The organism is Lelliottia sp. WB101 (assembly GCF_003051885.1).
Taxonomy (GTDB): Bacteria; Pseudomonadota; Gammaproteobacteria; order Enterobacterales; family Enterobacteriaceae; genus Enterobacter; species Enterobacter nimipressuralis.
Window position 1 is genome coordinate 3,501,477 of sequence record NZ_CP028520.1, and the last position, 19,449, is coordinate 3,520,925.

The 19,449-nt window shown below is 57.6% G+C and carries 16 protein-coding genes, 2 tRNA genes and 1 pseudogene; 13 read left to right on the plus strand and 6 right to left on the minus strand.

Annotated features, from left to right (window positions below):
• Positions 1–15 precede the first annotated feature (15 nt).
• On the minus strand, positions 16–927 hold the full coding sequence (gene punR / locus DAI21_RS16885; protein ID WP_100780413.1) for a DNA-binding transcriptional activator PunR: 912 nt from the start codon (positions 925–927) through the stop codon (positions 16–18).
• A 116-nt stretch (positions 928–1,043) separates the two neighbouring features.
• Between punR and punC the strand changes: the two genes are divergently transcribed.
• Positions 1,044–2,243 (plus strand): purine nucleoside transporter PunC, encoded by a 1,200-nt coding sequence (gene punC / locus DAI21_RS16890; protein WP_107703699.1) that lies wholly within the window; start codon positions 1,044–1,046, stop codon positions 2,241–2,243.
• Positions 2,244–2,539: 296 nt separating this feature from the next.
• Positions 2,540–3,688, plus strand: coding sequence for a cyclopropane fatty acyl phospholipid synthase (cfa, locus tag DAI21_RS16895; protein ID WP_107703700.1), 1,149 nt, complete (start codon positions 2,540–2,542; stop codon positions 3,686–3,688).
• A gap of 31 nt (positions 3,689–3,719) precedes the next feature.
• Here cfa and DAI21_RS16900 read toward each other — a convergent pair whose 3' ends face one another.
• Positions 3,720–4,361 (minus strand): riboflavin synthase subunit alpha, encoded by a 642-nt coding sequence (locus DAI21_RS16900; protein WP_100780416.1) that lies wholly within the window; start codon positions 4,359–4,361, stop codon positions 3,720–3,722.
• Between the two features lie 227 nt (positions 4,362–4,588).
• On the opposite strand from DAI21_RS16900, the gene mdtK reads away from it, so the two are divergent.
• The 4 genes from mdtK to DAI21_RS16920 all read left to right on the plus strand — a co-directional run bounded on the left by mdtK (position 4,589) and on the right by DAI21_RS16920 (position 8,302).
• Positions 4,589–5,962 (plus strand): MdtK family multidrug efflux MATE transporter, encoded by a 1,374-nt coding sequence (gene mdtK, locus DAI21_RS16905; protein ID WP_107703701.1) that lies wholly within the window; start codon positions 4,589–4,591, stop codon positions 5,960–5,962.
• 153 nt (positions 5,963–6,115) lie between these two features.
• Positions 6,116–6,192: transfer RNA gene (locus tag DAI21_RS16910), tRNA-Val, on the plus strand.
• 19 nt (positions 6,193–6,211) lie between these two features.
• Positions 6,212–6,288, plus strand: a tRNA-Val gene (locus DAI21_RS16915).
• Positions 6,289–6,691: 403 nt separating this feature from the next.
• Complete coding sequence (locus tag DAI21_RS16920) at positions 6,692–8,302, plus strand: FAD-NAD(P)-binding protein (RefSeq protein ID WP_107703702.1); 1,611 nt, start codon at positions 6,692–6,694, stop codon at positions 8,300–8,302.
• Between the two features lie 32 nt (positions 8,303–8,334).
• Here the strand turns inward: DAI21_RS16920 and hisD (DAI21_RS23510) are convergent.
• From hisD (DAI21_RS23510) to DAI21_RS16940, 4 genes and pseudogenes are all read right to left on the minus strand, one after another.
• Positions 8,335–9,710 (minus strand): annotated as a pseudogene (gene hisD, locus DAI21_RS23510) (histidinol dehydrogenase).
• Positions 9,644–10,786 (minus strand): ester cyclase, encoded by a 1,143-nt coding sequence (locus DAI21_RS16930; protein ID WP_107703703.1) that lies wholly within the window; start codon positions 10,784–10,786, stop codon positions 9,644–9,646. The pseudogene hisD (DAI21_RS23510) and the gene DAI21_RS16930 overlap by 67 nt, the downstream one beginning before the upstream one ends.
• A 151-nt stretch (positions 10,787–10,937) precedes the next feature.
• Positions 10,938–11,309: a nuclear transport factor 2 family protein gene (locus DAI21_RS23295; RefSeq protein ID WP_370447035.1), complete on the minus strand. Its 372-nt coding sequence runs from the start codon at positions 11,307–11,309 to the stop codon at positions 10,938–10,940.
• 595 nt (positions 11,310–11,904) lie between these two features.
• Positions 11,905–12,975, minus strand: a complete 1,071-nt coding sequence (locus DAI21_RS16940) for a LacI family DNA-binding transcriptional regulator (RefSeq protein ID WP_107703704.1) — start codon at positions 12,973–12,975, stop codon at positions 11,905–11,907.
• A 341-nt stretch (positions 12,976–13,316) separates the two neighbouring features.
• Here DAI21_RS16940 and DAI21_RS16945 point away from each other — a divergent pair, with 341 nt between their 5' ends.
• The 7 genes from DAI21_RS16945 to DAI21_RS16970 all read left to right on the plus strand — a co-directional run bounded on the left by DAI21_RS16945 (position 13,317) and on the right by DAI21_RS16970 (position 19,424).
• Complete coding sequence (locus DAI21_RS16945) at positions 13,317–14,552, plus strand: MFS transporter (RefSeq protein ID WP_107703705.1); 1,236 nt, start codon at positions 13,317–13,319, stop codon at positions 14,550–14,552.
• Positions 14,553–14,628: 76 nt separating this feature from the next.
• Positions 14,629–15,951 carry a histidinol dehydrogenase gene (gene hisD / locus DAI21_RS16950; protein ID WP_107703706.1) on the plus strand — a complete coding sequence of 441 codons (1,323 nt, stop codon included), beginning with the start codon at positions 14,629–14,631 and terminating at the stop codon, positions 15,949–15,951.
• Between the two features lie 2 nt (positions 15,952–15,953).
• The gene (locus tag DAI21_RS16955) at positions 15,954–16,718 is read left to right on the plus strand and encodes an SDR family NAD(P)-dependent oxidoreductase (protein WP_107703707.1); all 765 of its coding nucleotides are present in this window, start codon (positions 15,954–15,956) and stop codon (positions 16,716–16,718) included.
• Between the two features lie 8 nt (positions 16,719–16,726).
• The gene (locus DAI21_RS16960) at positions 16,727–17,464 is read left to right on the plus strand and encodes an alpha/beta fold hydrolase (RefSeq protein WP_107703708.1); all 738 of its coding nucleotides are present in this window, start codon (positions 16,727–16,729) and stop codon (positions 17,462–17,464) included.
• Positions 17,451–18,242 (plus strand): HpcH/HpaI aldolase/citrate lyase family protein, encoded by a 792-nt coding sequence (locus DAI21_RS16965; RefSeq protein WP_107703709.1) that lies wholly within the window; start codon positions 17,451–17,453, stop codon positions 18,240–18,242. Before DAI21_RS16960 ends, DAI21_RS16965 begins: the two co-directional genes overlap by 14 nt.
• A 13-nt stretch (positions 18,243–18,255) precedes the next feature.
• Positions 18,256–18,756, plus strand: a complete 501-nt coding sequence (locus DAI21_RS23300) for a hypothetical protein (protein ID WP_234419491.1) — start codon at positions 18,256–18,258, stop codon at positions 18,754–18,756.
• Complete coding sequence (locus tag DAI21_RS16970; RefSeq protein WP_234419492.1) at positions 18,663–19,424, plus strand: hypothetical protein; 762 nt, start codon at positions 18,663–18,665, stop codon at positions 19,422–19,424. Before DAI21_RS23300 ends, DAI21_RS16970 begins: the two co-directional genes overlap by 94 nt.
• Positions 19,425–19,449: the final 25 nt, after the last annotated feature.

Genomic DNA, 19,449 nt, shown 5'->3' on the forward strand with positions numbered 1-19,449 from the left:
TCCCCGAGGGGCCGGTTATTCCGGCTCCCTCAGCCACTCCCTGTTCAGCGTTTCGCTATCCCCCAGATAATCCAGCAGCCACGCCAGCGCCGGTGACATATCGTTTTGCTGCCACGTCAGGCAACAAGCCGCATCCGGGAACGGGTTTTCCAGCGTCAGTGCTACCCACTCACCGCGATCAATGCGTGGACGTGCAAAATGCACCGGCACCATTCCCACGCACAGCCCCGCAGAAAGACAGGTCGCCGACGTCTCCCAGTCCGGGGCGACCACACGCCGCTGGTTATCAAGTAACCAGGTAATCCGTTTTGGCAGCGATCGTGAGGTATCTTCCAGCACCAGCGACGGCCAGTTGCGCAACGTATCATCGCTCAACGGGCCTGCAATGGCGGCCAGAGGATGATCGCGGGCGACAACGCAGGTCCAGCTCAGGGCACCCATATCGCGAAACGCATAGCGACCCCCCACCGGGATCGCCTGGGTCGCGCCGATCGCCATCTCCACCCTGCCGTCAGAGAGAGCATCCCACACGCCGTTGAACACCTCCTGCGAGACGCGCAGCTCCACATCAGAGAAGTGGCGATAGAAATCGACGACCATCTGTCGGGTGCGTTCGGGTTTGACGATGTTATCGACCGCAATGGCGAGATGCCCGCGCCAGCCGTTCGCAATCTGCTGGCACTGCTCGCGGGTGATCATCATTTTTTTGATAACAGATCGCCCTTCTTTCAAAAACCAGACGCCCGCTGGCGTCAGAACTACGTCGCGGTGACGGCGCTCGAACAGCGGAACCGCCAGCCACTCTTCAAGCTGACGCACCGTATAGCTCACCGCAGAGGGGACGCGGTGGAGTTCCTGGGCCGCACCACTAAAGCTGCCGTTACGCGCAACCGCATCCACCACTTCTAACGAATATTCTGACCACATTTTCTGCCTGCAAAATTTTTGAATGCAATCACCAAATATTAGCGTTTCACAAGGCAGTTTGCACTCCCTACACTTTGCGCCAGTGATTACCTGCCCTCTTTAGGAAATAAAAAATAATGCAACCCAACAAAGGATTCCTGGTCTGGCTCGGCGGTTTAAGCGTGCTGGGCTTTTTGGCGACCGACATGTACCTGCCCGCGTTTGCCGCGATGCAGGCCGATTTACAGACCCCTGCCGCCGCCATCAGCGCCAGCCTGAGCCTGTTCCTCGCCGGTTTTGCCTTCGCACAGCTGTTATGGGGCCCGCTCTCTGACCGTTACGGTCGCAAACCGATTCTGCTCCTCGGTCTGGCGATTTTCGCCGTCGGCTGCCTGGGAATGCTGTGGGTGCGTGATGCCACCTGGCTGCTGGTGCTGCGATTTATCCAGGCATTCGGTGTGTGTGCCGCCGCCGTCACCTGGCAGGCGTTAGTGACGGACTATTATCCCGCGTCTCGCGTGAACCGCATTTTTGCCACCATTATGCCGCTGGTCGGTCTCTCTCCGGCGCTGGCTCCCCTGCTCGGTAGCTGGATCCTGGTGCATTTTGACTGGCAGGCGATTTTCGCCACCCTGTTTATCATCACGCTGGTGCTGATGTTACCGGCCTTCACGCTGAAACCTGCTCAGCCGAAACCGGCTGAAAACCACGATAATCGCGTCACTTTCCTGTCGCTACTACGTTCACGCGCGTATCGCGGCAACGTGCTGGTCTACGCCGCCTGTTCCGCCAGCTTCTTTGCGTGGCTGACCGGTTCGCCGTTTATTCTGCATGATATGGGCTACAGCCCGGCGGTGATCGGCCTGAGCTATGTTCCACAGACCATCGCGTTCCTGGTGGGGGGCTACGGCTGCCGTGCCGCGCTGCAAAAATGGCGGGGGGAACAGATGCTGCCATGGCTGCTGGTGCTTTTCGCCGTGAGCGTCATCGGTACCTGGGCGGTTGGCTTTATTCCACACGTCGGGCTGACTGAAATTCTGATCCCATTCTGTGTGATGGCCGTGGCAAACGGGGCGATTTACCCGATTGTGGTGGCTCAGGCACTGCGCCCGTTCCCTCATGCGACGGGCCGTGCGGCGGCGCTGCAAAACACCCTGCAGCTCGGTCTGTGCTTCCTCGCAAGCCTGATTGTCTCTGCGTTAATCGCTACGCCGCTGATGACCACGACCAGCGTGATGCTGGCTACCGTGGTTCTCGCCGCGCTGGGTTATCGCATGCAGGCGTCGGTGAAGACGCTGGCGGAGGACACCGCCGAGGCGAAATCGTCGCAGGCGTAATCGCGCGAGCAATTATGTTACATTTCAGTCATTAGGCTGCTAACAACTTTCAGTTGAATCGCTCTTTTTTGCGGCCTATACTAAATTTGGTTCATATAAATACGATAAATATTATGTGTTAACGGGAGCCGGAGTGCTCCCGTTTTACCATGGAAGGCCTTTCGGTAAGGGTTATCTCCCTTCCTCTGTTCTACGTCGGATATTAGCCTCACGGAAAAACCGTGGGATTTCTCACAAACCATAAAAAGCGGCTACGCTGTTTGAAGGTTCTGATCACACAACGTGATGGAGAAGCTATGAGTTCATCGTGTATAGAAGAAGTCAATGTTCGGGACAATAACTGGTTCCGGATCGTCAATGAATTACTGAGTCGGGCGGGCATCGCGATTAACGGGTCTGCTCCTTCAGATATTCAGGTAAAGCATCCCGATTTTTTCAAACGCGTCTTGCAGGAAGGTTCGCTGGGTTTAGGCGAGAGCTACATGGACGGCTGGTGGGATTGCGAGCGGCTGGATATGTTTTTCCATAACGTTCTGCGCGCCGGGCTGGAAAACCAGCTCCCCCACCACCTGAAGGATACGCTGCGGATTGCCTCTGCACGGTTGCTGAATCTGCAAAGTAAAAAACGGGCATGGATTGTCGGGAAAGAGCATTACGATCTTGGCAACGATCTTTTCAGCCGCATGCTTGACCCATTGATGCAATATTCCTGTGCCTACTGGAAAGAGGCCACCACGCTCGAAGATGCACAGCAGGCGAAACTGCGTTTAATCTGCGAAAAACTGCAGCTTCAGCCCGGTATGCGGGTGCTGGATATCGGCTGCGGCTGGGGTGGGCTTGCCTGGTACATGGCGAAACACTACGGCGTGAGCGTCGTGGGCGTGACCATTTCGGCTGAACAGCAGAAACTGGCGCAAGAACGCTGCGCGGGGCTGGATGTGACCATTCTGCTGCAGGATTATCGCGATCTGGACGATCAGTTCGATCGTATCGTCTCCGTGGGAATGTTCGAGCACGTTGGGCCCAAAAATTACAACACCTATTTCACGGTTGCCGATCGCAACCTGAAACCGGAAGGTCTTTTCCTGCTACACACCATCGGTTCCAAAAAGACCGATCATTCGGTCGATCCCTGGATCAATAAATATATCTTCCCGAATGGCTGTTTACCTTCGGTTCGCCAGATAGCCGATGCCAGTGAGTCGCACTTTATTGTCGAAGACTGGCACAATTTCGGTGCCGACTACGATACGACACTGATGGCCTGGCACGAACGTTTTCTGGCGTCATGGCCGGAAATTGCGGAGAACTATTCTGAACGCTTCAAGCGGATGTTCGTATATTACCTGAATGCCTGTGCGGGCGCATTTCGTGCCCGGGATATTCAGCTCTGGCAGGTCGTGTTCAGTCGTGGCGTCGAGCATGGTTTGCGGGTCGCGCGATAAAAAAATAAACCCCGGATATCCGGGGTTTATTTTATTCGTCTTCCGACGTCAGTTTACTTGCTAATTCTTTCGCCGCCAGCACCCGTTCTACGGTATCCACTACCGCCTGGGTCTGGGGATCAATTTCGATATTAATGCGATGGCCGAGTTTTTTCGCCCCGAGCGTCGTGCGCTGCAACGTTTCCGGAATTAAATGCACGCAGAAACGGGTTGGCGTCACTTCACCCACCGTCAGACTAATCCCATCCACGCCAATAAATCCTTTGTACAGGATGTATTTCATTAATGACGCGTCTTGTACCTTAAACCAGATCTGACGGTTATTTTCTGAAGTCAGGATTTTCGAAATCTCGGCGGTCGTCATAATATGACCCGACATTAAATGTCCGCCAATCTCATCGCTGAACTTCGCCGCGCGCTCAACGTTCACCATGTCGCCCACCACCAGCTCACCGAGGTTGGTAATACGCAGCGTCTCTTTCATCAGATCAAAGCTAATACGGTTGCCGTTAATCTCTGTCACTGTCAGACAGCAGCCGTTGTGTGCCACCGATGCCCCGGTCTCCAGACCGTCGAGCATATATTCCGGCAGCTCGACCACATGGGTACGGAAATTAGGTTTTTCATCTATGGACACCAGTTTTGCAGTGCCCTGCACGATACCAGTAAACATGCTTACCACTCCTGTATTATCCCAACGGTAGTGACACCGTTTAATCGCAACACAATAACAGTTGGAAAAACAGGTTGCCAGCGGAGCGCATTTTCTGGCGATTTTTTCACTAGATAAATAGAGAAACCCCGCTACAATAGCTGGCATTCCCCCTGTTTTTTCTTCTTGCTGCCAGTTTCGGCGGGTTTTTTAGTCTCTCAAATAACAACAAAACAAAAGGTGTTCACGTGCAGAAGTACATGAATGAAGCGCGTCAGTTATTAGCGCTGGCAATACCGGTGATCATCGCGCAGGTCGCTCAAACCGCAATGGGATTTGTGGATACGGTTATGGCGGGTGGTTACAGCGCCACCGATATGGCCGCCGTTGCTATCGGTACCTCTATCTGGCTTCCGGCTATTCTGTTCGGCCACGGACTGTTGCTGGCCCTTACGCCGGTTATCGCCCAGCTTAACGGCTCAGGCCGACGCGATCGTATTGCCCATCAGGTGCGTCAGGGCTTCTGGCTCGCCGGATGTGTCTCCGTTCTGATCATGATTGTGCTGTGGAACGCGGGCCATATTATTCGCTCGATGCACAATATCGACCCGGCCCTGGCCGATAAAGCCGTCGGCTATCTGCGTGCCCTGCTGTGGGGTGCGCCCGGCTACCTGTTCTTCCAGGTGGCGCGTAACCAGTGTGAAGGACTGGCGAAAACCAAACCCGGCATGGTGATTGGCTTTATCGGGCTGCTGGTAAACATCCCGGTGAACTATGTCTTTATCTACGGTCATTTCGGCATGCCTGAACTGGGCGGCGTGGGCTGTGGCGTCGCGACGGCGGCGGTGTACTGGGTCATGTTTACCAGCATGCTCTCTTACGTCAAACGCGCGCGCTCAATGCGCGATATCCGCAATGAGCCGGGTTTCGGCAAGCCGGATATGAGCGTGGTGAAACGTCTGGTGCAGCTCGGTCTGCCTATTGCGCTGGCACTGTTCTTTGAAGTGACGCTGTTTGCGGTCGTCGCCCTGCTGGTCTCCCCGCTGGGGATTGTCGACGTGGCAGGCCACCAGATTGCGCTGAACTTTAGCTCGCTGATGTTCGTACTGCCGATGTCCCTTGCGGCAGCGGTAACGATCCGCGTCGGCTATCGTCTGGGGCAGGGTTCGACGCTCGATGCACAGACGGCGGCGCATACCGGCCTGATGGTGGGCGTGTGCATGGCGGCCTGTACCGCCATCTTTACCGTGTTGCTGCGCGAGCAGATCGCCCTGCTTTACAACGACAATCCGGAAGTGGTGATCCTCGCCTCACAGCTGATGCTGCTGGCGGCGGTATATCAGATTTCCGATTCGATTCAGGTGATCGGCAGCGGTATTCTGCGTGGGTATAAAGATACGCGTTCGATCTTCTTTATTACCTTCACCGCCTACTGGGTGCTCGGGCTGCCAAGCGGTTACGTGCTGGCACTGACGGATCTGGTGGTCGACAGAATGGGTCCGGCCGGTTTCTGGATGGGCTTTATCATCGGATTAACCTCCGCCGCTATCCTGATGATGCTGCGTATGCGCTTCCTGCAACGTCAGCCATCGAATGTGATTTTGCAACGCGCTGCGCGTTAATTACCCGCTAGCCGTCTACGGGCGGCTACTTTCTCTTCATTTTGCGCGGGAATGAAGCAATCACGTGAAATACGGAAGAAAATTGCATTTTCCCTCTTGCCTCATCCCGTCACTGTCGCTAATATTCGACCCCGTTGTCACAGACAACATGATGCGTCCGTAGCTCAGTTGGTTAGAGCACCACCTTGACATGGTGGGGGTCGGTGGTTCGAGTCCACTCGGACGCACCATCAAAAAAATCTGTACAGTGCGTCCGTAGCTCAGTTGGTTAGAGCACCACCTTGACATGGTGGGGGTCGGTGGTTCGAGTCCACTCGGACGCACCATTTCAGGTTACACCTCTTCAGCTTTACCTCCCTTTTCAACATTCCAGAATATCCCTGATTAGCCCGTTAATAACAGGCATTGCGGCTCTCTCTCGACCAAGTTTCCCGTTTTACATTTTCACCGCTTAACCCTCTGCTTCTTTGCGCGAATCCTGTTTCATCCCCTGACGTAATGTATTCCACTGGCGAGATCCTGACGGATAACCGCTTTCTGATGACGCTCCCGCTTCTGCTATAGAAATAGTGACAGCGTATATACTGTTTGATGTACGGGAAATCCGGCACTAAAAGCGGTGATGACTCAGAAATGGACGAGGGCAGACGGGCAAAAGGCGTTAACGCCCGGCGAAGTCGGTGCCCGGTTGCCCTCCAGGAATCAAACAATAATAACGGGTGAGAATGGATGAAACAGATTGCGATTATCGGTGCCGGCCCCACTGGCATTTATACCCTTTTCTCTCTGCTGAAAAATCAGACGCCACTGGCCGTGGATATTTATGAGCAGGGCGACGAGGCCGGTGTTGGCATGCCTTACAGCGATGAAGACAACTCGCGGATGATGCTCGCTAACATCGCCAGCATCGAAATCCCCCCGCTCTTTTCGACCTATCTCGACTGGCTGCTTACCCAGAGCAGCGAACACCTGGCACGCTACGGTGTGCAGAAATCCTCCCTTCATGACCGCCAGTTCCTGCCACGCATTTTGTTGGGCGAGTATTATCGCGACCAGTTTTTACAGCTGATCGCACAGGCGAAACAGCGAGGTTTTACCGTCAAGGTACAGGAGTCCTGCCAGGTTAAGGACCTGGAGGTGACGCCTCAGGGCGTCAACGTCTGGGCGGAGAACCGGGCAGAATCTGCGACGTACGATCTGGCGGTGATCGCCACCGGTCACGTCTGGCCGGACGAAGAGCAATCAACGCGCTCTTTCTTCCCCAGCCCCTGGTCGGGATTGATGGAAGCCACTATTCGCGCCTGTCGCGTTGGCATTATGGGCACCTCCCTCAGCGGGTTAGATGCGGCGATGGCGGTCGCCATTCAGCACGGTAAATTTATCGAGCCGGAAAATCAGCCCGTGGAATTCAGGCTCGACGAAGGGAGCGATGCGCTCGACATCGTGCTGATGTCGCGCTCGGGCATTCTGCCAGAAGCCGATTTTTACTGTCCTCTCCCCTACGAGCCGCTCACCCTCGTCACGGAACAGGCCATCGAAAAAGCGCTCGCCGCAGGATCTGAGGGGCTGCTCGATCGCGTGTTCACCCTGATGACGCAGGAACTTGAGCTGGCCGATCCGCAGTGGAGCCACGCTATTGGCCTTGAAGCGCTGAGCGCCGATACCTTCCACGACGCCTATTTTGCCGAGCGCCACAAACACGATCCCTTCAGTTGGGCGCAATCCAATCTCGATGAGGTCGAGCGCAACAAACGTGATAAACGCACGGTGCCCTGGCGCTACACCATTCTGCGGATGCATGAAGTGGTGCAGGAGATCGTCCCGCATCTGACGGATAAAGACCGCAAGCGTTTTGACGCCGGGCTGTCGCGCATTTTTATCGACAACTATGCGGCCATTCCCTCCCAGTCTATTCGTCGGCTGCTGGCGCTGCGCGAGGCCGGCATTATCAGCGTGCTGGCGCTCGGCGCGGATTATAAAAGGGATGTGCAGGATGACATGACGATCATTAAGGCGAAAGGAGAGCGTTATGAATTCGATCTCTTTATTGATGCCCGCGGACAAAAACCGCTGAAGACCAAAGATCTGCCGTTCCCGACGCTGCGCCAGCAGTTACAGGAAAACGGCGATGAGATCCCGGACGTCGGTGAGGATTATACCCTGCTGGCACCCGACAGCGTGCGCGGGCGCATCGCCTTTGGTGCCCTGCCGTATCTAATGCACGATCAGCCCTTTGTGCAGGGGCTGACCGTGTGTGCGGAGATTGGCGAGTCGATGGCGAAAGCGATCACCCAACGCGCGTCGCGCGCGCGTCGTCGCCTGCCATTCAGTGAGGAGTAAGGCCTGGCGGAGGGCCAGGCCAGGCTGCTGATTTAATCACGCGTGCCCGAGGTGATTGCGTCAATCGCCTCAGGCCGCAGACGAATCTCCGCCGCGCGCCGGTGCCCCTGCATCCCTTCCGTGCGGCTCTGGCGTATAGCCGGCTCCGCAATCGCCGCAATGCCTTTGTCATCAATCCACTGATGGGTACAGATTTTCACATAGGCACCCACCCACAGCCCGCCGGTGTAGCGCGCCGCCGCCATCGTCGGCAAGGTGTGGTTGGTCCCACAGCATTTGTCCGAAAACACCACGCTGGCGTTCTGGCCGATAAACAGCGAACCGTAGTTGCGGATCTTCGCCGCCGTGCCGTGCGGATCGCGGGTGTGCACCTGCAGATGCTCCGTCGCCATAAAATCGGCAAACGCGATCAGCTGCTCCTCGGTGTCACACAGCACGATTTCGCCCTGACGACGCCAGGCTTCACCCGCCGTAGCCGCCGTCGGCAGCGTGGTCAGCTGACGTTCGATCTCTATCAGCGTACCTTCGGCAATGGCGCGACTGGTGGTCGCCAGCCCGACGCGGGTATGGACGTCATGCTCGGCCTGCGCCAGCAGATCCGCCGCCAGAATACGCGGATCGGCGCTGTCATCGGCGACGGTGAAGATTTCGCTTGGCCCGGCCAGGGCATCAATCCCCACTTTGCCAAACACCTGACGCTTGGCTTCATTCACAAAGGCGTTGCCCGGCCCGACGATTTTATCCACCGCCGGAATGCTGTCGGTTCCCCAGGCCATCGCCGCAATCGCCTGCGCCCCGCCGATTTTGAAGATCCGATGTGCACCCGCCAGATGGCAGACGGCAATCATCGCCGGATGAGCGGCGGGCGGCAGACAGGCAATAATCTGCTCGCAGCCCGCGACCGTTGCCGGAACAATCGACATCACTGGCGCCGAAAGGATCGGATAGCGCCCCCCGGTACGTAGCAGCCGACGGTCTGCACGGGAATAATGCGATGTCCGAGATGCACGCCCGGCAGGGTTTCCACCTCCAGCGGCTGCATGGTCGCGAGCTGCGCTTGGGCAAAACGGCGGACCTGCGCAATGGCGAACTCGCTGTCGTGCCGCGTCTGCGGATCCAGATCGTTCAGCGCGTTTTCAATCTCCTGCGCCGTCACTTCAAACTGCTCTGGCACCACGTTGTCGAACTGCTGCGAAAATGCCCTCAGCGCCGCATCGCCTTCCGTTTTCACGCGCTCGATGATGGCGCTGACTTTATCCGTTAATGATCGGTCGGCCTGCGCATCCTGCCCCTGCGGCTGCTTGATCCAGCGCACCTGTTCCGTAATCGCTTGTGCTGACATTACGCCTCCTCCATCTGGCCGAGTTTTATTTGCGCCAGCAGCGCCAGGTGGTCGTACACCACCCATTCATCAACGATTTTGCCGTTGACGATGTGGTAGTGGGACATGCCCATCACGAACAGACGCTCGCCCGTCGGTTTGCCCAGCGCGCCGTAGCCCAGGTGGTGGCCTTCGATAATCCAGCGCACCGCCACTTTCACCCCGCCCTCATCGCATGGATTCGAGCAGATATGCTGCGGCAGCCATGCGCCATCAGGGATCATGCCGATCAGCGCCAGCGTCTGGTGCGTCACCGCCGCCGTGCCGTACAGCTCTTTCATTAACGGGCCGTGCCACTGCACGGTTGGGGCGTACACCTCTTTGATTTTGCCCAGCATCCGGCGGTTATAGATTTCATGCATCCAGCGCAGAAGCTGCTCTTCGGTGTCCGTGTGGGCGATAGAGACGTCACAGGCCACATCCGGCGGATACTGGCCGAGCATCCGGCCGTTCTCGCCAATATCGGTGACACGAAAACCTTTATCGAACTGCTCTTTCGCCATGTTAAAGGCGATTTCATCGGTGTTCAGCCCAAGCTGCTTCATCAGCGACATGTTGTCGCTCACCACCCACTCACGGTAAATTTTGTTTTCGTGGATCATACAGTCGGCGACGGTACGGTTCACAAAGGTGCGATTGGTCGGTTTGCCCAGATGGCTGTACTGGGTGTGACGCCCGCTGCCGGTCACCAGATGCGAGGTATAGAAACCGTCCACGTCATTGCCGTTCCAGATAACCTGGGTCGCCATGCCGCGACGCTCCGGGAACGCAATTAAGCGCTGGAGCGTATCCTGCACGACCTGCTCGCGGTTATAGAGGGTTCCCAGCGCGTTATATAACACGCAGTTGTGGGTGTAATGGGTGTAAATTAATCCGACATCACGCTCATCCCATATTTTATGGGTACAGCGGACAATATAATCGACAATATCCGTATAACAATCATCGAAGCCTCGTAATGATTGGGCGCGCGGGCGTTTTTCCGGAACGAGATCAATAAAGTCACGACGCTCGACCTGTAATACCGGCTCGTCTCGCGCGGGTTTGCTATTATTTTTCTCGGGTACTGCTGGAGCTTTATTGGTTGCTTCAGTTGAAGACATATGACCTCCTGCATTTCTTTTCAGACAAAAGGATCCCTCACCCGGAATGGATGGAGAAATTAACCGCAGAACCTAATACGGCGATGTTATACAGCGTTAATAAAAGAAGAATAGCGGGAGGCGAACCTCCCTTTTTATTTCACAATCTGATTTATTTCACAATCTGCGACCAGATCGCTAATTCATCGATACCCAAATATTCGCGAATAATTAAACCGTCACGTAATTCGAGCTGGGTAATACCGGTAATTGAAATGGGTTTACGGGTCGGCGCGCCAAATTTGCCGTAGCCATCGTGCCAGGTCAGCAGAGACCAGCGCAGGGATATGCGCACCGGCTCGTTCGGATCTTTGCGCACAATCAGGTGGTGCAATTGGGTTTCACTGTCCGCAAACGACGCGCGATAGCCCGACAGCCAGGCGCCGATCTCCTGCTCGCCCGTGGCCATGCAGTGCCCTGGCCCGTAGAGCGTCGCGGCAGGATGGTACAACCCCGGCACCGTGCCGCCATTGCCCCCGCCCACATAGTCAGATAGCGCTCGACCACACCCGCCAGCGGCCCGTCGATATCATCGCCTTCCGGGCCACCCGCCCAGCGTGCGTCGAGGGTTTCGGCCGATTCCGGCTCAATGCCAAGCTGCTGCTGCGTAGCAGAAAGGCTGCGGGCGAACTCACGAATATCCAGCCCCAGCTGAGAGACAATCGCCGCCCGGTCCTGGAGCAGCCACTCCTGGCGCACCGCGCCGTGGGCGCAGATGCGGTCTGCCCAGGTGCGCACCCACACATTTTTCCCGGTCGGCGCACCGAAAAATCCCTCCCCCTGATGGCGAATCGACGCCACCGTGCGCTGCGCCGCGTAATACTCCTCGCCCGGCGTGTGGCTGCACAGGATATCTTCCGTCAGCACGGAGCGTTGCGGGAAGCTGTGCATCGCCTCCAGGGTCAGGCGCATAAATTGCGACAGTTCGTTAAGCTGTTTTTCCGGCGTAATAAACACCACCGGCGTGGCGTAGAAATCCGCCAACTGACCGATATCCTTCTGCTCCCAGACCACGTGGGTCAGCGTCAGAATAAATTGCTGAATAGAGTCGAACTGGGGGCTGAAGCCCGGCAATCTGCTCATTTGACCTCCTGAGGCTGGAACAGAGATAAACCGTCTTTTTCGATGACTCCCGTGCGCGGGCGACGCGCCGAATGGCGAACCACCAGCATACCGGGCAGCGTAATTTGTTCAGGCTCGATGTTGCCGCTGTCGATCTGCTTCATCAGTAATTCCACCGTCGCTGTCACCATCGCCTCCACCGGCTGCGAGGCCGAGGTTAAGGCGTAGGACGGCCAGCCGGACGGTCCGATGTCGTCGTAGCCGATAATCGACACATCCTCCGGCACCCGCAGGCCAAATTCGTAGCGCGCCACGTCCATCACCATCACCGCCATATGATCGTTGGCGACAAAAATGGCGTCTGGCGCAGGCGTCTTAGTGAAAAGCGAATACGCCGCGCGGGTGGTTTGCTGCGCGTCATAGTTACCATTCACCACCTCTACGTCAGTGACGCCGTGTTCCGCGAGCGTGTCGAGGTACCCCCGCTGGCGGGCGATATTCACCGATGAATCTGCGACGCCGCCCACGTAGGCGAAGCGCTTGTGCTCTCCGGCGAGCAAGAATTCAGCAATCTGCCGTGCGGCGGCTTCGTTGTTGCTGTTGACGCTCGACGCCATTCCGCTCTCTTCGCTGCGATTGAACAGCACCACCGGAATTCCGGCGGCAAGACACTCCTGAGAGAGATCCAGCGACAGCGTCACCGACGCCAGCACAATCCCGTCGACGCGATACTGCATAATCTGGTCGAAAATGCGATCGACGTTGCCGTCCCTGTCGCCGACAAACAGCAGCAGGTGGTAGTTAAGCGTATCCAGCTTCTGCGCCAGCGCTTCCAGCACCTGCGGATAAAACTGGTTGTCAAAATAGGAGATCACCACGCCGATAATGCGCGACCGGGCCGTGTTGAGCGAACGGGCAATCGCATTCGGGCGATAGCCCAACTCACGCGCCGCCTTGAGCACTTTTTCACGCGTGGCGGGCGAAATGCTCGCCCCCGGCGTAAAGGTGCGGGATACCGCTGACTGCGACACCCCTGCCAGCTGTGCCACCTGCTGGCTGGTCACCGCCGCAAACGTCTTACGCTTCATTACCCTGGGTTCCTTATCCTGTCACTTCCACATTCAGGCCATGTGTTTCAAAGAGATAACATACCATCTTCGATAACCACCCCGTTAAAAGCGCCTCAGGAAGTGAGTGCTTTTTAGTCTTACACCACTTTTGCATGCGTATGCAACAGGCTAAATTATTTTTTTCACAATGGTGATATTGAACCTTTACAAAATTGAAACCTTTTCGTAACTTCAATTTTTGAATACGTATGCATGCCGTCAATTGTACCGGGCAAATTGGGATGTCATCAGAGGGACTGAGCCGGTAAACGTTGTACTTGATTGGTTATAACCCATTAATTTTTAAGAGGTTCACAACCATGTTTCGAGCACTGTTGCGCCGACCGGAAGCCCGGCTGTTTTTTATCATTAGCGTATTGTTTTATATCTGTATTCACAGCATCGATGCGTTTCTGGCGCCCATGATGATCAATCAGGGCATCGAACCGCAGGTAATGGGCATCATCATGGGTGCCAGCGGTCTGGCGACGCTGATGATTCGTTTCCCGCTGGGGATCATCTCTGACGTGGTGAAGAGCCGCAAAATCTTTATCCAGATAGCGCTGGTACTGCCAGTCATCGCCTGGCCGATTGCCTGGCTTGAGCCGAACGCCATTACCCTGTATCTGGCGAAAGCCGCCGATGGCGTAACCGCCGCCACCTGGGTGCTGTATAACATTCTGTTTATTCGCTACTTTGATCGCAAAGAAGCCCCGGCGGCTGTCGCCCTGCTGGCGCTGGCTGGCCCCATCGGCGTGTTTCTCGGCAACTGCATCGGCGGCGTGCTGATTCACTATTTTGCGAACAACATCGCATTTTTCGTCTCCTGTGTGTCTGCTCTCCTCGCCCTGTTCCTGACCACCCGCATACGCGACGTCCACGATCCGGTGCAGGCGCCGTCACTGAAAGCCTGTATCGCCGGGGCAAAACTTCAGCTCGCTGACCGCTCCGTCTGGCTGATCGGTATTCTGGCAACCATCGTGATTCTGGTTCCTTTTGCCACCCGCGACACCCTTACCCCCATTTACGCTGAACAGCTCGGCGCCCGCGCCGGAATCCTGACGCTGCTGAGTAACATCCATCTGGTCTTCTACGCCCTGGCGATTGCCCTGTGCAGCTCGGTGTTTTATCAGCGACTGGGGCTGGTCAAAACCGCGGTGCTGGGGATTTTACTCCAGGTGATTTCGTCGTTTGGCATTCCGTTTACCAGCAATCTGTACCTGATTTATCTTCTTCAGGCGCTGGCCGGTTTCTCGTTCGGCATGGCGTTCGCGGCGTTTATGTCCCTGAGCGTGGTCAACACGACTTCCGATGAGCAGTCCACCCGCATGGGGTTATTCCAGACTATTTACTCCTGCGGCATGTTTGCCGGGCCGGTAATCATGGGCGTCATGATGCAGCACATTAATCTCTCGTCCGGGTATCTGTTTATTGCCGGGCTTTCGATTATTGCGGCCATCGCCACCCCGCTTTCGGTGCGCTGGGTCTATTCCCGCAAAACCCGTCAGCCGGTGGAATTATCCACCAACCGTTCCCTCGCCTCCGCGCGAGAATAATTCCCGCTCATTATGTAATAACTATCCCGGTTCGCCGGGAGGGCATCTGTCATTTCGAGTATTAAAGGAGAACATTGTGGCTTATCAACTTAAATCCAGTAAACCGGTGCAGGAACGTCAAGAAGCGCAGCGACAAATACGTGAAACCGTTGAGCTGATTCTGGCGGATATTGAAAAACGCGGGAATAAAGCAATCCGTGAATTATCGATAAAATTTGATAACTACGACCGTCGGGATTATCGCCTGACGGACGCCGAAATTAACAGCTGCATGAAAAAACTCAGCCGCCAGGATATTCACGATATCGAATTCGCCCAGCAGCAGGTGTTTAATTTTGCCCGCGCACAAAAAGAGTGTCTGCGCGATCTGGAGATCGAAACGCGCCCCGGCGTTATTCTCGGCCATAAAAATATTCCGATTAACGCCGTCGGCTGTTATGTCCCGGGCGGTAAATATCCGCTGCTGGCATCGGCGCATATGTCGATTATCACCGCCAACGTCGCGGGCTGCTCGCGCATTATCAGCTGTGCCCCGCCGTTTGGCGGTGAACCGGCGCCAGCGATTGTCGCGGCGCAGAAAATGGCGGGTGCAACGGAGATCTTCGCCCTCGGCGGCATTCAGGCGATTGGCGCGATGGCGCTCGGCACCGACACCCTCGCACCGGTTGATATGCTGGTAGGACCGGGCAACGCCTTCGTCGCCGAAGCCAAGCGCCAGCTGTTTGGCCGCGTAGGGATCGATCTGTTCGCCGGTCCGACGGAAACTCTGGTGATCGCCGACGACACCGTCGATGCGGAAATGTGCGCCACCGACCTGCTGGGCCAGGCAGAGCACGGCGTTACGACACCGGCAATTCTGCTGACTAACTCGCTGACGCTGGCAAAAGAGACGCTGACGGAGATCGAACGCCTGCTGGCAAAACTCCCGACCGCCGACGTTGCCCGTCAGTCCTGGCAGGATTACGGTGAAATCATCGTCTGCGACAGCTACGACGATATGCTGGCCGAAGCGGATCGTATCGCCTCCGAGCACGTGCAGGTGATGACGGATCGCGACGACTGGTTCCTCAATAATCTCACCAACTTCGGTGCTCTGTTCCTCGGCCCGCGCACCAACGTGGCCTATGGCGACAAGGTCATCGGCACCAACCACACCCTGCCGACGCAAAAGGCGGCGCGCTACACAGGCGGCTTGTGGGTCGGCAAGTTCATGAAAACCTGCACCTGGCAGAAAGTCCTCAGTGACGAAGCCACCGCCGAAATCGGCAGCTACTGCTCGCGTCTGTCGCTGCTGGAAGGCTTTGCCGGGCACGCGGAGCAGGCCAACATTCGCGTTCGCCGTTACGGGAATACGGACGTGCCTTACGCCACGCCTGCGCCGGTTCGGGAAAAGGTGTAATCATGACCCTTCCCCAGACTCCCTCTTTTCATCTTACGGGAAAACGGGCGCTGGTCACGGGCGGCTCCAGGGGGCTGGGCTTCGCCTGCGCCGTGGCGCTCGCCCAGGCGGGTGCAGAGGTGTGGATTGCCGCCCGCGATCAACACACGCTGGAACACGCCGCCGCGCTTGCGGCTGAAGGCGGGCTGACGTTGCATTCGCTGGCGCTGGATATCACCGATATCTCGCGCGTCGATGCGGCGCTCGCAGAGTTGCCCGCCTTCGACATTCTGGTCAACAGCGCCGGGCTGGCTCGTCACGAGCCTTTCCTCGCCGTCAGCGAAACCCATTTTGACGCGGTGATGACCCTGAACCTGCGCGCCACTTTTTTCCTCAGCCAGCGGGTGGCGCAGCGGATGCGCGAGCGCAACATTCCGGGTTCCATCATCCATATCTCCTCGCAGATGGGCCATGTCGGCGGCCCGAATCGCAGCGTCTACTGCGCGTCAAAATTTGCACTTGAGGGGTTAAGCAAAACCATGGCACTGGAGCTGGGCGGTGCGGGTATCCGGGTCAATACCCTGTGCCCGACCTTTATCGAAACCGAGCTGTCGCGCCAGTCCCTCGACGACCCGGATTTTCGCCGCTATGTGCTGGAGAACATCAAGCTGCGGCGTCTCGGACGCGTCGAGGATGTGATGGGACCGGTGGTGTTTTTGGCCTCCGATGCGGCGGCGATGATCACCGGCACTGCGCTGCTGGTCGACGGCGGCTGGACTGCCACATGAGAGGCCAAATGGACAAAACAGCGTGTGATAACACCGCGCTCCCGCTGGTGTTGATCGGCGGAACGCTCTGCACAGCGTGTCTGTGGCAGCCGCTGATAGAGCGCCTGGCGCTCTCTTCCGTGATGTGCGTGAGCCTTACCGGGGCGGATTCCGCACCGCAGGCCGCGCAGCGCCTGCTGCAAAACCTGCCGCCGCGCTTTCTGCTGGCCGGGTTTTCCCTTGGGGCTATCGTGGCGCTACAAATAGCGGCCGATGCCCCGGAGCGGCTGGCCGGGCTTGCGCTCCTGTCGGTGAATCCCCTTGCCGATGCGCCGGAAAATGCCGCCCTCCGACGCGAGGCCGTTCGCGCTGCGCGTGAGCAAGGGCTGGCGAACTGGCTGTCTGCCACCCTGTGGGAAAAGTATGTCGCCCCCGGGCGGCGCTCTGACGCGCCACTCCACGCGCTTGTCTGCCAGATGGCGCAGGAGAGCGGCCACGACACCTTTGCCAGCCAGACGGAGATCGCCCTCTCCCGGCGGGATAACCGCCGGGCGCTGAGCGCGCTCTCCTGCCCCATTCTTATCATTAACGGCGCGCACGATCTCATCTGCACGCCCCACCATCACCAACTGGTCTCGGCAAGTGCGCCCCGCGCCCGGCACATCACGGTTCCAACAGCCGGACATTTCGTGGTGCTCGAAGCGCCCGATGAGGTCGTCCCGCCGCTGCGCCAGTGGATTCAGGAGTCCCTTCATGCGACGCAATAAACTCAAACAATTGATTCAGGAACAGTCCCCCATCATCAACGGCTGGCTGGCGATCCCTTCCAGCTACAGCGCGGAGATCGTCGGTCATCAGGGCTACGACGCGGTGACGGTCGATTTGCAGCACGGAATGATCGATTTCGCCAGCGCCCTGACGATGCTTCAGGCCCTGTCGGCCACGCCCGCGGTGCCGCTGGTACGCGTCCAGCATAACGATCCGGCGCAAATCATGCGCATGCTCGACGCCGGGGCCTACGGCATTATCTGCCCGATGATTTCCACCGCCGAACAGGCCGCGCGGTTCGTCGCCGCCTGCCGCTATCCGCCGTTTGGCGTGCGTTCGTTTGGCCCGGCGCGCGGGCTGCTGTACGGCGGATCGGATTATCCGCAGCACGCCTGCCAGGAGATCCTGACGCTGGCGATGATTGAAACCCGCGAAGGGCTGGCGAATCTCGACGCCATTCTGGCAACCGACGGGCTGGACGGCGTGTTTATCGGCCCGAACGATCTGTCGTTAACCCTCACCGGCAGCGCCAGCGCGGAATCCCAGCACCCTGAGATGCTCGCAGCCGTCGAACGGGTGGTCAGCCGCTGTCGCCAGCAGCAAAAACTGGCCGGGATTTTTTGCACCTCCGGCGACGCCGCACGCCTGCGTATCGACCAGGGTTTTCAGTTTGTCACCCCCGCCAACGACGTGATGCAGCTTGGCCGCGCCGCGCGGGAAGCTATCGCCCTGGCGCGCGGAGCCTCCGCTCCCACCACGGGCGCATCCGGTTACTAACAGGAGAAACATTATGAAAGCACAACATATCACCCCGGCGCAGGCCAAAAGCCGCGTCATCACGCCCGATGAGATGGTGTCCTGCAATCTGGCGTTTATCGACTGCAAACTGCCCGGCTCGCACCTGAAGCAGAACTACTCCTTTATCGGGCCGGGTGTCACCCAGTCATCGGCGCAGGTGGTCAATATTCCGGAACCGCACGGCTTTAATATTGGCGCAGCGGCGATGCCGAAAGGGGTGACCAATAACCTGCATCTGCACTTCACCGCTGAGGTGTTTTTGATTCATGAAGGCACCTGGCGTTTTCGCTGGGGGCGAACGGCGAAAACGAGGCCGAGTTCAGCGCGCCGGCCATTCTGTCGATTCCGACGTGGATTTTCCGTGGCTTTACCAACGTTAGCCCGCAAGAGACCTGCGGCATGGTCTACACGGTGCTTGGCGGGAATAACACCGGGGGGATCATCTGGCATCCGTCCATTCTGGCGGCGGCCAGCGAATACGGGCTGTATTTGAGCAAAGACAATATGCTGATCGACGTGAACGCGGGCGATACGCTGCCGGATGCCTCACAGCTGTTAACGCCGCTGCCGCCGGAAGAGATCGCCGCCCTGCGCCACTATTCTGTCGAACAGATGCGTCAGCGTGCCGTCACTGGCGACGATCGCGGCTGGTCAGCGGACGGCCTGCTGGATTCAGTTCTGCCGGGCCACGGCGGGGAGATCGCGCCGGTGATTGGTTTTGGTATGTCGCAGGACCGCCACTCGGCACCGGCGATTGTGAATCCGCACGGGTTTTCCGTCGAATGGCTGCGCCTCGCCGCTGAGCATGTGGTCGGGCGTCATCTCTGCCCGGACGTGCAGGTGATTATGGTGTTCAAAGGGTCGCTGAAGGTGACGTGGAATCAGGCGGGCGAAGAGGTCAGCGTGATCGCGCCGGAGCGCTCGGTGATTTCCGTTCCGGCCAACAGCTGGCGTCAATATTGCGCCATCGGAGGTGACGTGGAGTGCATTCTGACCACTCAGGGCGATCAGCGTAAACGCATCTACTGGGATGACGAGATTCTGGCGCAAGCTAAAGGCTATAACCGCTGTCTCGACCCGGACGGATATGTGGCGGCGGTCGATTTGCTGCCAGTGACGGCACGTAAGGCGGGTGTAAAACTGGAAGTGTTGCCGGGCTAACCGGCGATGCAGGGCGGGTCTGTCC

Excerpts from the sequence above, each read along its gene's own strand:
- cfa (WP_107703700.1), top strand. The coding sequence starts at position 2,540 with ATGAGTTCATCGTGTATAGAAGAAGTCAATGTTCGGGACAATAACTGG.
- punR (WP_100780413.1), bottom strand. The coding sequence starts at position 927 with ATGTGGTCAGAATATTCGTTAGAAGTGGTGGATGCGGTTGCGCGTAAC.
- DAI21_RS16920 (WP_107703702.1), top strand. The coding sequence starts at position 6,692 with ATGAAACAGATTGCGATTATCGGTGCCGGCCCCACTGGCATTTATACC.
- DAI21_RS16955 (WP_107703707.1), top strand. The coding sequence starts at position 15,954 with ATGACCCTTCCCCAGACTCCCTCTTTTCATCTTACGGGAAAACGGGCG.
- DAI21_RS23300 (WP_234419491.1), top strand. The coding sequence starts at position 18,256 with ATGAAAGCACAACATATCACCCCGGCGCAGGCCAAAAGCCGCGTCATC.
- DAI21_RS16940 (WP_107703704.1), bottom strand. The coding sequence starts at position 12,975 with ATGAAGCGTAAGACGTTTGCGGCGGTGACCAGCCAGCAGGTGGCACAG.
- DAI21_RS16970 (WP_234419492.1), top strand. The coding sequence starts at position 18,663 with ATGGTCTACACGGTGCTTGGCGGGAATAACACCGGGGGGATCATCTGG.
- DAI21_RS16930 (WP_107703703.1), bottom strand. The coding sequence starts at position 10,786 with ATGTCTTCAACTGAAGCAACCAATAAAGCTCCAGCAGTACCCGAGAAA.
- DAI21_RS16965 (WP_107703709.1), top strand. The coding sequence starts at position 17,451 with ATGCGACGCAATAAACTCAAACAATTGATTCAGGAACAGTCCCCCATC.
- DAI21_RS16960 (WP_107703708.1), top strand. The coding sequence starts at position 16,727 with ATGGACAAAACAGCGTGTGATAACACCGCGCTCCCGCTGGTGTTGATC.
- DAI21_RS16900 (WP_100780416.1), bottom strand. The coding sequence starts at position 4,361 with ATGTTTACTGGTATCGTGCAGGGCACTGCAAAACTGGTGTCCATAGAT.
- DAI21_RS16945 (WP_107703705.1), top strand. The coding sequence starts at position 13,317 with ATGTTTCGAGCACTGTTGCGCCGACCGGAAGCCCGGCTGTTTTTTATC.
- punC (WP_107703699.1), top strand. The coding sequence starts at position 1,044 with ATGCAACCCAACAAAGGATTCCTGGTCTGGCTCGGCGGTTTAAGCGTG.